Below are 12,990 nucleotides of genomic sequence, written 5' to 3'. Positions count from 1 at the left end.
GTACCTGTTATGCATAAGCCCTGCGCCTTGATCCCGGTCTATAACCACGAAGCCGCCGTGCCCGCCGTGGTGCGCACCGTGCTGGACAGCGGCCTGCCATGCCTGCTGGTAGACGACGGCAGCAGCGCCGCCTGCGCCGCCGTGCTGGCGCAACTGGCAACCCTCGACAACGTGTCACTGCTGACCCTGCCCGCCAACCAGGGCAAAGGCGCCGCCGTCATGGCCGGCTTTCGCGAAGCCGCACGCCTGGGTTTCACCCACGCCCTGCAAGTGGACGCCGACGGCCAGCACGACCTGCGGGAAGTCGGTACCTTCCTCGACGCCTCCCGCGCCCACCCGAATGCGGTGATCTGCGGCTACCCGGAATACGACGACAGCGTGCCCAAGGGCCGCCTTTACGCGCGCTACCTGACCCACGTTTGGGTGTGGATCAACACCTTGTCGCTGCAGATCCGCGATTCCATGTGCGGCTTTCGCGTGTACCCACTGCCACCGACCCTGGCCTTGATGGACTCGGCCAACATCGGCAAACGCATGGATTTCGACTCCGACATCCTGGTGCGCCTCGCCTGGCGCAACCAGCCGATGCGCTGGCTGCCGACCAAGGTGCACTACCCCGCCGACGGCCTGTCGCACTTTCGCCTGTTCCACGACAACGCGCTGATTTCCTCGATGCACACCCGGCTGTTCTTCGGCATGTTGGTGCGCGCGCCGATGATCCTCTGGCGCCGGTGGCAGGCATGAGCCAGGACACCAAGCACTGGGCCGACCGCGAGGAGCGCGGCAGCTTCTGGCTGATGAAATTCACCGCCTTCGCCGCCAAGGTCCTCGGGCGCCGGCTGCTGAGCCCGCTGCTCTACGGCATCGTTTTCTACTTCTTTCTGTTCGGCCGCACGGCCCGCCAAAGCGCCTGGCAATACCAGCAGCGCCTGGCCGACTGGAGCCGGCGCGACGACCTGCGCCCTACCCACAGAAGCGTCTTCGGCCAGTTCATGGCGTTCGCCGACGCCCTGCTGGACAAGCTCGACGTATGGAACGGCAAGCTGCGCCTGGAGCAGATCGAAATCATCGACCCGGCCCAACTGCGCGGCCAACTGCGTAGCGAACGCGGGCAGATGCTGGTGGGCGCGCACCTGGGCAATCTTGAGGTGTGCCGCGCCCTCGCCGAGCTTGGCGAAAAGGTCACCATGAACGTGCTGGTGCACACCAAGCACGCTGAACGTTTCAACCGGATTCTGGGCGAAGCCGGGGCGACCAATCTGCGCCTGATCCAGGTCAGCGAACTTGACCCGGCAGTGATGATGCTGCTCAGCCAGCGCCTCGACGACGGCGAGTGGCTGGCGATTGCCGGCGACCGCGTACCGCTGCATGGCGGGCGCACGGTACGCGTGGATTTCCTCGGCCATGACGCCGCCTTCCCCCAAGGCCCGTGGCTGTTGGCCGGTTTGCTGAAATGCCCGGTCAACCTGCTGATGTGCTTGAAGCATCAAGGCCGTTATCGCCTGATCATCGAGCCGTTTGCCCGGTTGATCGAATGGAAACGCAGCGACCGCCAGCAGGTGATCGCACAATGGACCGCCCGCTACGCCGAGCGCCTGGGCCAGTTCTGCCTGGAAGCGCCCCAACAATGGTTCAACTTTTACCCTTTCTGGAAGACCGATGACGACGCATCTTGAGCCGGTAACCTTCGGCGAAATTCCCCTGCGCATCGAAGACGTGCTGGCCCTGGCCAACCGTCAGGCGCCGACTCAACTGCAAGCTGATGCCAAGTACCGCCAGCGCATCGCCAAGGGCGCGCAGTTCCTGGATTCGTTGCTGGACAAGGAAGGCGTGATCTACGGCGTGACCACCGGCTACGGCGACTCGTGCGTGGTGGCCGTGCCGCTGGAGCACGTCGAAGCACTGCCCCGCCACCTCTACACGTTCCACGGCTGCGGCCTGGGCAAGTTGCTGGATGCGCAAGCCACCCGCGCGGTGCTGGCGGCGCGGTTGCAGTCGCTGTGCCATGGCGTGTCGGGCGTGCGCGTGGAGTTGCTGGAGCGCCTGCACGCGTTCCTGGAATTTGACGTGCTGCCGCTGATTCCGGAAGAAGGCTCGGTAGGCGCCAGCGGTGACTTGACGCCGCTGTCCTACGTGGCCGCAACCTTGTCAGGCGAGCGCGAAGTGCTGTTCCGTGGCGAACGCCGCCAGGCGGCGGAGGTGCACCGCGAGCTGGGCTGGGACCCGCTGGTACTGCGCCCGAAAGAGGCCCTGGCACTGATGAACGGCACCGCCGTGATGACCGGCCTCGCCTGCCTGGCCTTCGCCCGCGCCGACTACCTGCTGCAACTGGCCACGCGCATCACCGCGCTGAACGTGGTGGCGCTGCAAGGCAATCCGGAGCATTTCGACGAGCGCCTGTTCGCCGCCAAGCCGCACCCGGGGCAGATGCAAGTCGCCGCCTGGCTGCGCAAGGATCTGGCGATTGACGCGCCGACCGCGCCGCTGCATCGCCTGCAAGACCGTTACTCCCTGCGCTGCGCGCCCCACGTCCTGGGCGTGCTGGCCGACAGCCTGAACTGGTTGCGCTCGTTCATCGAGATCGAACTCAACAGCGCCAACGACAACCCGATCATCGACGCCGAAGAAGAACGCGTGCTGCACGGCGGCCACTTCTACGGCGGCCACATCGCGTTCGCCATGGACAGCCTCAAGACCCTGGTGGCCAACGTCGCCGACCTGCTGGACCGCCAGCTCGCGCTGCTGGTGGACGTGCGTTACAACCACGGCTTGCCGAGCAATTTGTCGGGTGCGCCAGCCGAGCGGGCGATGATCAACCACGGCTTCAAGGCTGTGCAGATCGGCACCAGCGCCTGGACCGCCGAAGCGCTGAAAAACACCATGCCGGCCAGCGTGTTCTCGCGCTCCACCGAGTGCCACAACCAGGACAAGGTGAGCATGGGCACCATCGCCGCCCGCGATGCGATTCGTGTGCTGGAACTGACCGAACAAGTCGCCGCCGCCACCTTGCTCGCCGCTAATCAGGGCGTATGGCTGCGGGCTCAGGCAGAAGACGCGCGCCCGCTGCCCCCGGCGCTGGCTGCCATGCACATCGAACTGGCCAAAGACTTCCCGCCGGTCATCGAAGACCGCGCCCTGGAAGGCGAACTGCGCCTGTGCCTGAAACGCATTGCCGAGCAACACTGGAGGCTGCATGCGTAGCCCCGGCGTGTTGCACTGCGACACTGAAATCCTCGTGCCGTTTTTCGACATCGACACCATGAACGTGGTGTGGCACGGGCACTACGTAAAGTACCTGGAAGTCGCCCGCTGCGCCTTGCTGGACAAGCTCGGCCACAACTACACAGCGATGCTGCAAGCGGGTTACGCCTGGCCGGTGATCGATATGCAACTGCGCTATGTGCGCGGTGCAACCTTCGGCCAGACCATCAACGTGCGCGCCAGCCTGGTGGAGTGGGAGAACCGCTTGAAGGTCAATTACCTGATCAGCGACAAGGCCACCGGTGAGCGTCTGACCCGCGCCAGCACCGTGCAAGTGGCGGTGGAAATTGCCAGCCGCGAAATGCAGTTGGCGTCGCCAAAAATATTCACTGACGCCATAGAGAGAGCCTTGAAATGAGATTCCCTGTGGGAGCGGCGGTGCGACGATTCGACTTGCTCGCGAAAATCGTCAACGATAACGCAGGCCGCCTGACACCCCGTGGCGCCCTCAGGTTCTTCGCGAGCAAGTCGAATCGTCGCACCGCCGCTCCCACAGGAATCGCCTTCATTCTGTTGTTAAGCATTCCAGGCCTGGCCCATGCTTTCGACCTGCAACAACTCAGTGATCAGCTTGCAAAGCCAACGGTGATCCACGGAAACTTCATCCAGGAAAAACACCTGCGCGCGCTGCCGCAGCCGCTGACCAGCAAAGGCACCTTCGTCCTGGCCAAGGACCACGGCCTGCTGTGGCTGCTGAAAACCCCGCTGCAACAGGACTACCGCATCAGCGCCAACGGCATCGCCCGGCGTGACGCCAACGGCTGGCAATTGCTGCCGAACAAGAGCGCCGGCGCCGAGCAGAACCGTTTGTTCCTCGCAGTGTTGCAGGGCGACAGCAGTGGCTTGCAGCGTGACTTCGAGCTGCAACTGCAAGGCGAAGCCCAGCAGTGGAAACTCACGTTGATCCCGCGCTCGCTGCTGCTCAAGCAGGTGTTCACCCAAATCAATATCGACGGCGGCGAACTGGTGCAGAAGATCGAGCTGCTGGAAACCCAGGGCGACAGCACCGTACTGCGCATGCAGGACAGCACCAGCAGCCAGCCCTTGAGCGACGCGGAGCAACACGACTTTGCCGAGTGAACGCTGGTTGCCGCGCCTGTTCCTGATCCTGCTGGTGGCCGTGTTGGCCCTGGCGGGCTGGCAATGGCGCCATGGCGCACCGCTGTCGGCGAACCTGATGGAACTGGTGCCCGGCACCGCGCCGGATGCGCTGGAGCTGCGGGCCGAACAGCGCATGCAGGAACCGCTGAACCGCGAAATGCTGGTGCTGGTGGGGCATGCCGATCGACAAAAAGCCGTGGCCATGGCGACGCAATTGGGCGAAGCCTGGCAAGCCAGCGGCCTGTTTGAAAAGGTCCAGTGGAACCTCCAAGCCGACCTGCCGGCCCTGCGTCAGCAGTTGCTGCAAGGCCGGCTGGCGATGCTCTCGGCCAAGGATCGCGAGCAACTGATCGACGAGCCCCAGGCGTTTATTCAGCAGCGGGTTCAGGCGCTGTTCGACCCGTTCACCGGCTTCAGCCTGGTGCCGAGCCAGGACGATTGGCTGGGCCTCACCGGGCGCATCCAGAACAGCCAGCCGCAACACGGTTCGGTGCAGCTGGATATCGGCAGCGGCGCGCTGATCGCCGATGCCGACGGCAAAAGCTGGGTACTGCTGCGGGCCCGCACCACCGGCAATGCCTTCGACATGAAACTGCCGCTGCAAGTGGCTGACCTGCTCAAGGCCAGCCGCGAGCAGGCCGACCAGCAAGGCGCGCAATTGCTCGCCGCCAGCGGCCTGCTGTATGCAGCCAATGGTCAGCAGCAGGCCACCCGGGAAATCACTTGGGTCGGCGGCGGCGCGACGGTAGGCATCCTGTTATTGCTGCTGCTTGCGTTCCGCCGCTGGCGGGTGTTGCTGGCGTTCGTGCCGGTGCTGGTGGGCATGCTGTTTGGTGCGGTGGCCTGCGTGGCGCTGTTCGGGCATATGCATGTGATCACGCTGGTGCTGGGCTCGAGCCTGATCGGCGTGGCGGTGGATTACCCGCTGCATTACCTGTCCAAGAGCTGGAGCATGAGCCCTTGGCGCAGTTGGCCAGCGTTGCGCGTGACCTTGCCGGGCCTGAGCCTGAGCCTGGCCACCAGTTGCATCGGTTACCTGGCCCTGGCGTGGACGCCGTTCCCGGCGCTGACGCAAATCGCGGTGTTCTCCGCTGCCGGTCTGGTGGGCGCTTACCTGTCGGCCGTGTGCCTGTTGCCGGCCTTGCTCAAAGGCGTCGAGCTGCGCCCGGCGCAATGGCCGCTGCGCATTGCCGAGTTCCTGCTGAGCGTGCGCGAGTCGCTGCTCAAGCGCCTGCCAAGCCCGGTGTTGTTGATACTGGTGTTGGTGTTTTGCGCCGGTGGGCTGTGGCACCTGAACAGCAAAAACGATATCCGCCAGTGGATCGGTGCGCCACCGCAGTTGCTGCAGGAAGCCCAGGCCGTTGCGCGGATTACCGGGTTCCAGCCCACCAGCCAGTTCTTCCTCGTGCGGGCGGACAACCAGCAGCAGTTGCTGGAACGCCAGGCCGCGCTGAGCCAGCGCCTGGATCAGTTGGTGAACATGGACAAGCTCCAGGGTTACCTGGCGCTCAACCAGTTGGTCAGCGCGCCGGCGGAGCAACAGCAACTGCGCGAGGCCCTGAAACAGCTGCCGCAGTACTGGCAGCCATTGCTGGACCTCGGCGTACCCGCCAGCGCGCTGCAAGCCGAGCTGACCCAGTTGCAGGCCTTGCCCACCGAGGACATCGACGCAGCACTGGTCGGCCCGCTGGCCGAGCCGTGGCGCACGCTGTGGCTGGGGAATGTCGACGGTGGCGTGGCGGCGATGGTGAGCCTGCAAGGCTTGAACAACCCAGCCTTGCTGCGGGTGCAGGCCCTGGATCTGCCCGGCGTGCAGTTGGTGGATCGCCTCGGCGACTTGAACCAGGTGTTCGCCGCCACACAGATCAGCGCGGCGGAATTGAAATTGATGTCCTGCGTGTTGATCGTACTGCTGCTGATCCTGCCGTTCGGCTTCGGCGGCGCCTTGCGCATCGTCGCCCTGCCGTTGCTGGCGGCGCTGTGCAGCCTGGCCAGCCTGGGTTGGCTGGGGCAGCCGCTGACGTTGTTCAGCCTGTTCGGCCTGCTGCTGGTGACCGCCATCAGCGTCGACTACGCGATCCTGATGCGTGAACAAATTGGCGGCGCCGCCGTGAGCCTGTTGGGAACACTGTTGGCGGCCGTGACTACTTGGCTATCGTTCGGCCTGCTGGCTATTTCCAGCACACCGGCGGTGAGTAATTTTGGGCTGTCGGTGAGCCTGGGGCTGGCGTTCAGCTTCATGCTGGCGCCGTGGGCCAGCCCGTCCGGGACAAGGAAGATGAGATGAGCAGCCAATACCTGAGTAAAAACTACGTCGAAGAAACCAAATTCGGCTTCTGGTTCCTGCGCAGCCACACCTGGCAGCACCATGTGCTGCGCGTGGCCATCAACGACCTGCGCAGCCTGTTCAGCGACCCGCTGCCGGTTGCCCCGGTGCTGCTGGACGCTGGTTGCGGCCAGGGCAAGTCGTTCCAGTATTTGCAGCAAGTGTTCGCCCCCGAGCGCCTGATCGGCCTGGATGCTGACCCACACAGCCTCGACCTGAGCCGCGCCGAAGCCGCGCGCCAGGGCATCGCCATCGAGTTGATCGGCAGCGATTGCGCGACCCTCGACGTGGCCGACGCCAGTGTCGATGTGCTGTTCTGTCACCAGACTTTCCATCATCTGGTAGAACAACATCGCGCCCTGAAAGAGTTCTATCGCGTGCTCAAGCCGGGCGGCTACCTGCTGTTTGCCGAATCCACCGAGGCCTATATCGACACCTGGGTCATTCGCTGGCTGTTTCGTCACCCGATGCATGTGCAGAAAAGCGCCGAGGAGTACCTTGAGATGATTCGCGAGCAGGGCTTTGAGTTCGGCCCGCAGAACGTCTCGTACCCGTACCTGTGGTGGAGCCGCGCCACCGACTTCGGCCTGCTTGAGCGCTGGGGCCTGCGCCAGCCAAAACCGGCCGGCCAGCGCGAAGAAACCCTGGTCAACGTGGTTGCCCGCAAACCTCTGGCGAGCGCTGAAACATGATCCGAATGCTGTTGATCGGCTGCCTGTTGCTGCTGGGCGCGTGCGCCAGCCAGCCGCCGTTGCCGTCGAAAAACCCGGTGCTGAGCCTGCCGTTGCAACTGCATGTGCAGCGCGAACAGGATGGCCAACGCCAGGACTGGTTGCTGGTGATGCAGCGCGAAGGCGGCGGGATTCGCTGGTCGATGATGGACCCGCTGGGCATTCCCCAGGCTCGGCAGATGCTGATCAATGGCGCCTGGCAGGCCGACGGTCTGCTGCCGCCCAATCCCCAGGCGCGTGAACTGTTTGCCGCGCTGTTGTTCGCCCTGACCTCGGCGGATGAAGTTTCCAGGCTGTACCCCGGCACCCAGGAAATGGACCTGATCCGCACCCTGCCGTCCCACTGGAAGATCACCTATCACTCCTCCCTGGTGTTTCGCGTGGACGTGATCGGGCAACACCTGACCTACCACATCTCGCCGCTAGGGGCTGCCCGATGAGCGCCTACCTCAATGCCCTCGGCGTGATCTGCGCCCTGGGCCGCGACAAGCGCGAAGTCAGCCGCAGCCTGTTTGCCGGCGACTGCTCCGGCATGCGCGCCGAAAGCGGCTGGGTGCCGGAGCGTGTGTTGCCGGTGGCCGCTGTGCACGGTGAACTGGCGGCGATACCGCCCGGGCTGGAATCCCATCGCAGCCGCAATAACCAGTTGCTGCTGGAAGCCGCGTTGCAGATTGACGACGAGATCCGGCAAGCGATCCAGACGTTCGGCGCGTCGCGCATTGGCATCGTGCTCGGCACCAGCACCTCGGGCATCGATGAAGCCAGCCGTGGCATCGCCCACTATCTGCGGGAAAACCAGTTCCCCGCCGACTACGACTATCAGCAACAGGCGCTTGGCGCCCCGGCCGATTTCCTCGCCGACTGGCTGCAACTGAGCGGCCCGGCCTACGTGATTTCCACCGCCTGCACCTCCAGCGCACGAGCGCTGATGAGTGCCCAACGCCTGTTGGACCTGGGCGTGTGCGATGCGGTGATCTGCGGTGGTGTCGACACGCTGTGCAAGCTGACCCTCAATGGTTTTTCGTCGCTGGAGGCGGTTTCGGCAGAGCGCTGCAATCCGTTTTCGCTGAACCGCAACGGCATCAATATCGGCGAAGCCGCCGTGTTGTTCCTGATGAGCAAAACCCCGGCGCCGGTCGCACTGCTGGGCAGTGGTGCCAGTTGCGACGCCCACCATATTTCCGCCCCCGAGCCTACCGGCAAGGGTGCGTTGCAAGCGATGCGCAAGGCCCTGGCCAGCGCACAACTGGCGCCCGGACAAATCGGTTACCTGAACCTGCACGGCACCGCTACCCAACATAACGATGCCATGGAAAGCCTGGCGGTCGCGGCCCTGTTCCCGGACGGCGTAGCCTGCTCCTCGACCAAACCCATGACCGGCCACACCCTGGGCGCCGCCGGCGCGCTGGAAGCGGCGTTCTGCTGGCTGAGCCTGGCAGAAGGCGTAGTGCCGCCGCATGTCTGGGATGGCCAGGCGGACCCCGACCTGCCCGTACTGAAGTGGGCGTCGCCCGGCGACGCCCTGGAAAAACGCTGCCTGATGAGCAACTCGTTTGCCTTCGGCGGCAACAACGTCAGCCTGATTATCGGAGACGCCCCATGACTGATTGGCCGCTCGCCGAACTGCTGCCCCACGCCGGTGACATGATCCTGATCGATCAGGTCCTGAGCTTTGATGAAGAACAGATCCAGACCCGCCTGACGGTCAAGCCCGGCGGGCTTTTCAACCGCGCTGACGGCAGCCTGCCCGCGTGGGTCGGCATTGAGTTGATGGCGCAAAGCGTCGCGGCCTACGCCGGTTGCCGCGCGCGCCAGAAAGGTGAAGCCGTGGAGTTGGGCTTCCTGCTGGGCACGCGCAAGTTCGAGTGCAACGTCGAGCACTTTCCCGCCGGCACCGAGCTGACCATCCACGGCCTGTGCTCCCTGGAAGACGACAACGGCATGGGTGTGTTCGAATGCCACCTCACCGGTCACGGCATCCAGGCCAGCGCGCGCTTGAACGTATTTCGACCGCCCCAGGCGGCCAACTATTTAGATGAATCGAAGGACACCACGCCATGACTGAATCCGTATTGGTGACCGGCTCCAGCCGTGGCATCGGCCGCGCTATCGCTGTGCGCCTGGCCCAGGCCGGGCACGACATCGTGCTGCACTGCCGCAGCGGGCGTGCCGAGGCGGATGCGGTGCAGGTCGAAATCGAAGCGCTGGGGCGCAAGGCCCGGGTGTTGCAATTCGATGTGGCGGACCGCGCCAGCTGCAAGGAGATCCTTGAAGCCGACGTGGAAGCCCATGGCGCGTATTACGGCGTGGTGCTCAATGCGGGCCTGACGCGCGACGGCGCGTTTCCAGCGCTGTCGGAAGACGATTGGGACGTGGTGATGCGCACCAACCTCGACGGTTTCTACAACGTGCTGCACCCGGTGATGATGCCGATGATTCGTCGTCGCGCCGCCGGGCGGATCGTGTGCATCACCTCGGTATCCGGGCTGATCGGCAACCGCGGCCAGGTCAACTACAGCGCGTCCAAGGCCGGCCTGATCGGCGCCGCCAAGGCCCTGGCCATCGAGCTGGGCAAGCGCAAGATCACCGTCAATTGCGTGGCCCCCGGGCTGATCGACACCGCGATGCTCGATGAGAACGTACCGGTGGAAGAGCTGATGAAAATGATCCCCGCCCAGCGCATGGGCACGCCGGAAGAAGTCGCCGGGGCGGTGAATTTCCTGATGTCGGCAGAAGCCGGCTACATCACCCGCCAAGTGCTGGCCGTGAATGGAGGCCTGTGCTGATGAAACGTGTGGTGGTCACCGGCATGGCCGGCGTTACGTCCCTGGGCAGCGATTGGGCAACCATCGCCGCCAACTTCCGCGCCAACCGCAGCGGCATCCGGCGCATGGACGAGTGGGACCGTTTCACCGAACTGAACACCCGGCTGGCCGGGCCGATCGATGATTTCGTGGTGCCCGCCCACTGGACCCGCAAGCAACTGCGCAGCATGGGCCGGGTTTCCCGGCTAGCGGTATGGGCGGCGGAGCAGGCGCTCAAAGACGCCGGCTTGCTGGGCGACGAGTCGATCAAGGACGGGCGCATGGGCGTGGCCTGTGGCTCGTCCACCGGCAGCACCGACGAGATCAAGGCCTTCGGCAATATGCTGCTGAACTCGGTGGCCGAGGGGCTGAACGCCAACTCCTACGTGCGGATGATGCCCCACACCACGGCGGCGAATATCAGCATCTTCTTCGGCCTCACCGGCCGGCTGATCCCCACGTCCAGCGCGTGCACCAGCGGCAGCCAGGGCATCGGCTACGCCTATGAAGCCATCAAGTTCGGCCGCCTGCCGCTGATGTTGGCAGGTGGCGCCGAAGAGCTGTGCCCTACCGAAGCCATGGTGTTCGATGCGCTGTACGCCACCAGCCTGAAAAACGATGCACCACAAACCAGCCCGCGTCCCTACGACAGTGGCCGCGACGGCCTGGTGATCGGCGAAGGCGGCGGCATCCTGGTACTCGAAGAACTGGAACATGCACTGGCCCGTGGCGCGCATATCCACGCCGAAATCGTCGGCTTCGGCAGCAACGCCGACGGCCAGCACACCACCCGCCCGGAACAGGCCACCATGCGCCGCGCCATGGAACTGGCATTGGAAGATGCGGGGCTTGCGCCCGACGCGATCGGCTATGTGAACGGCCATGGCACCGCCACCGACCAGGGCGACATCGCCGAAACCCTGGCCACCAGCAGCCTGTTCGGCAGCCGCATGCCCATCAGCTCGCAGAAGAGTTTCCTCGGCCACACCCTGGGCGCATGCGGCGCGCTGGAGTCGTGGTTCAGCATCGAGATGATGAACCGCAACCAATACGTGCACACCTTCAACCTCGACGAGGTCGACCCGCGCTGCGGCGAGCTGGACTACCTGCAAGGTGAGTTCCGCGAGCTGCACAGCGACTACGTGATGAACAACAATTTTGCCTTTGGCGGCGTCAACACTTCGCTGATTTTCCGCCGCTGGGTGTAAGTTTTTTTACTGACTGGAGAAATGGAATGTCTTCCCTGCTACGCGCAACACTGGTCGCTTTGGCCCTGCTCACCACCGCTGGCTGCACCAACAAACCGGTGCTCAACACCCAGCATGACTTGCCGGCGAACCCGCAGGTCAACGAAGAAAAAATGAAGCAGACCATTATCGCGGCCTTGAACAAACGCCAATGGGTGGTGCAGCGCCTGAGCCCGCAACTGGTGCAGGCCGAGATCAACGTGCGCAACCAGTTCCACGCTGAAATCGACATTCGCTACACCGCCACCAGCTACGCCATCACCTACCGCGACAGCCGCGACCTGGGCTACAAGGACGGCAAGATTCACCGCAACTACAACCGCTGGGTGAGCATGCTGGACCGTGACATCCTGGCGGCGTTGCGCACCAATGGTGTGAGTGACACGGCGCAGTTGCTCCAGCAGACCGGGACGTCGAAGCAGAACTGAAACACCCGCTTCCCTGTGGCTAGGGAGCTTGCTCCCGTTGGGGCGCGAAGCGCCCCTGAAACCTGCGATTGAAGGTTGCCTGGTAAAACTCAGTCGTCGGGTTTCGGGGCTGCTGCGCAGCCCAGCGGGAGCAAGCTCCCTCGCCACAGGTTATGCGTCGGTCATACCAATGCCTTACGGGTCAGCAACTCGACAAACGCCTTGGCCATCGGCGTCTGCTGGCCCTTGCGCTGCACCAGCCACACCGCCGTCACCGCCTCCTGATCCAGTAACGTGCGATACACCACGCCATCAATGCGGATCCGCTGATACGACGCCGGTAACACCGAGACACCCAACCCCGCCGCCACCAGGCCAATGATGGTCATTGCCTCCCCGGCCTCCTGGGCGAAATGCGGGCTGAAGCCGGCATCACGCGCCAGGCTCATCAATTGGGCATACAGGCCGCTGCCGTAAGTCCGCGGGAAAAACACAAACGGCTCTTCGGCCAATTGCGCCAGGTGCAAACCACGCTCACTGCCCTCCACCAGCGGATGCCCGGCGTTCAGCACGGCCACCAAGGGCTCGCGCATCAGTTCCACGACGCTCAAGGAATCGGGCAACGGCAACGGTCGCATCAACCCCACCTGAATCGACTCATCCACCAGCGACTCGGCCACCTCCGTGCTGCTCATCTCCTGCAGATTCAAATGCACCGCCGGGAATGCCTGGCGAAACGCGAAGATCGCCTGTGGGATGCTGGAGTTGAACGGCGCAGAAGAGGTGAAGCCAATCTTCAACTCCCCCAATTCCCCCAGCTGCGCCCGACGCGCCACGTCCGCCGCTTTATCCACCTGCGCCAGCACCAACCGCGCCTCTTGCAGGAACAACCTGCCGGCCTCGCTCAGCTCGACCCGACGATTGGTACGCTCAAACAACCGCGCACCTATCTCCTGCTCCAGCGCCTGGATCTGCTGGCTCAGGGGCGGCTGGGAGATCCCCAGCACCTGCGCGGCGCGGCCAAAATGCAGCTCTTCAGCCACGGCGATGAAGTAACGCAGGTGGCGCAGTTCCATGAAAACCTCATTAGGTCGTAAAAGCTCTTAAACAGGT

14 protein-coding genes are annotated in these 12,990 nt (G+C 64.1%); 13 read left to right on the top strand and 1 reads right to left on the bottom strand.

Annotation, left to right across the window (positions count from 1 at the left end; genetic code table 11):
* Positions 1-9 precede the first annotated feature (9 nt).
* From HX814_RS14180 to HX814_RS14120, 13 genes are read left to right on the top strand one after another with little or no spacing between them, the layout of a single operon-like run.
* Entirely contained in the window at positions 10-744 is a 735-nt protein-coding gene (locus tag HX814_RS14180) for a glycosyltransferase family 2 protein (protein WP_177008295.1), read from the top strand.
* Positions 741-1,676: a glycosyl transferase gene (locus HX814_RS14175; RefSeq protein WP_003209381.1), complete on the top strand. Its 936-nt coding sequence runs from the start codon at positions 741-743 to the stop codon at positions 1,674-1,676. The genes HX814_RS14180 and HX814_RS14175 overlap by 4 nt, the downstream gene beginning before the upstream one ends.
* Positions 1,660-3,201, top strand: coding sequence for a histidine ammonia-lyase (gene hutH, locus HX814_RS14170; protein WP_177008294.1), 1,542 nt, complete (start codon positions 1,660-1,662; stop codon positions 3,199-3,201). Before HX814_RS14175 ends, hutH begins: the two co-directional genes overlap by 17 nt.
* Positions 3,194-3,619, top strand: a complete 426-nt coding sequence (locus HX814_RS14165; RefSeq protein ID WP_134325616.1) for a thioesterase family protein — start codon at positions 3,194-3,196, stop codon at positions 3,617-3,619. Before hutH ends, HX814_RS14165 begins: the two co-directional genes overlap by 8 nt.
* Positions 3,616-4,341 (top strand): outer membrane lipoprotein carrier protein LolA, encoded by a 726-nt coding sequence (locus HX814_RS14160; RefSeq protein ID WP_177008293.1) that lies wholly within the window; start codon positions 3,616-3,618, stop codon positions 4,339-4,341. Before HX814_RS14165 ends, HX814_RS14160 begins: the two co-directional genes overlap by 4 nt.
* Positions 4,331-6,649: an MMPL family transporter gene (locus tag HX814_RS14155; protein WP_177008292.1), complete on the top strand. Its 2,319-nt coding sequence runs from the start codon at positions 4,331-4,333 to the stop codon at positions 6,647-6,649. Before HX814_RS14160 ends, HX814_RS14155 begins: the two co-directional genes overlap by 11 nt.
* Positions 6,646-7,380 (top strand): class I SAM-dependent methyltransferase, encoded by a 735-nt coding sequence (locus HX814_RS14150; protein ID WP_003209370.1) that lies wholly within the window; start codon positions 6,646-6,648, stop codon positions 7,378-7,380. The genes HX814_RS14155 and HX814_RS14150 overlap by 4 nt, the downstream gene beginning before the upstream one ends.
* Complete coding sequence (locus HX814_RS14145) at positions 7,377-7,859, top strand: hypothetical protein (RefSeq protein WP_023659350.1); 483 nt, start codon at positions 7,377-7,379, stop codon at positions 7,857-7,859. Before HX814_RS14150 ends, HX814_RS14145 begins: the two co-directional genes overlap by 4 nt.
* Positions 7,856-9,022: a beta-ketoacyl-[acyl-carrier-protein] synthase family protein gene (locus tag HX814_RS14140; protein ID WP_134325613.1), complete on the top strand. Its 1,167-nt coding sequence runs from the start codon at positions 7,856-7,858 to the stop codon at positions 9,020-9,022. Before HX814_RS14145 ends, HX814_RS14140 begins: the two co-directional genes overlap by 4 nt.
* Positions 9,019-9,480, top strand: coding sequence for a hotdog family protein (locus HX814_RS14135; protein ID WP_177008291.1), 462 nt, complete (start codon positions 9,019-9,021; stop codon positions 9,478-9,480). The genes HX814_RS14140 and HX814_RS14135 overlap by 4 nt, the downstream gene beginning before the upstream one ends.
* On the top strand, positions 9,477-10,205 hold the full coding sequence (gene fabG, locus HX814_RS14130) for a 3-oxoacyl-ACP reductase FabG (protein WP_087692521.1): 729 nt from the start codon (positions 9,477-9,479) through the stop codon (positions 10,203-10,205). The genes HX814_RS14135 and fabG overlap by 4 nt, the downstream gene beginning before the upstream one ends.
* Positions 10,205-11,431 carry a beta-ketoacyl-ACP synthase gene (locus HX814_RS14125; RefSeq protein WP_008439241.1) on the top strand — a complete coding sequence of 409 codons (1,227 nt, stop codon included), beginning with the start codon at positions 10,205-10,207 and terminating at the stop codon, positions 11,429-11,431. Before fabG ends, HX814_RS14125 begins: the two co-directional genes overlap by 1 nt.
* 26 nt (positions 11,432-11,457) lie before the next feature.
* Positions 11,458-11,898 (top strand): hypothetical protein, encoded by a 441-nt coding sequence (locus tag HX814_RS14120; RefSeq protein ID WP_003209360.1) that lies wholly within the window; start codon positions 11,458-11,460, stop codon positions 11,896-11,898.
* Positions 11,899-12,059: 161 nt separating this feature from the next.
* Here HX814_RS14120 and HX814_RS14115 read toward each other — a convergent pair whose 3' ends face one another.
* Positions 12,060-12,953, bottom strand: a complete 894-nt coding sequence (locus HX814_RS14115; protein WP_003209358.1) for a LysR family transcriptional regulator — start codon at positions 12,951-12,953, stop codon at positions 12,060-12,062.
* Positions 12,954-12,990 lie beyond the last annotated feature (37 nt).

The sequence above is a fragment of the Pseudomonas sp. C8002 genome, from assembly GCF_013385765.1.
Lineage (GTDB): Bacteria > Pseudomonadota > Gammaproteobacteria > Pseudomonadales > Pseudomonadaceae > Aquipseudomonas.
The sequence above is the reverse complement of the archived record's forward strand: the minus strand, read 5'-3'. Positions and strand labels throughout refer to the sequence as shown.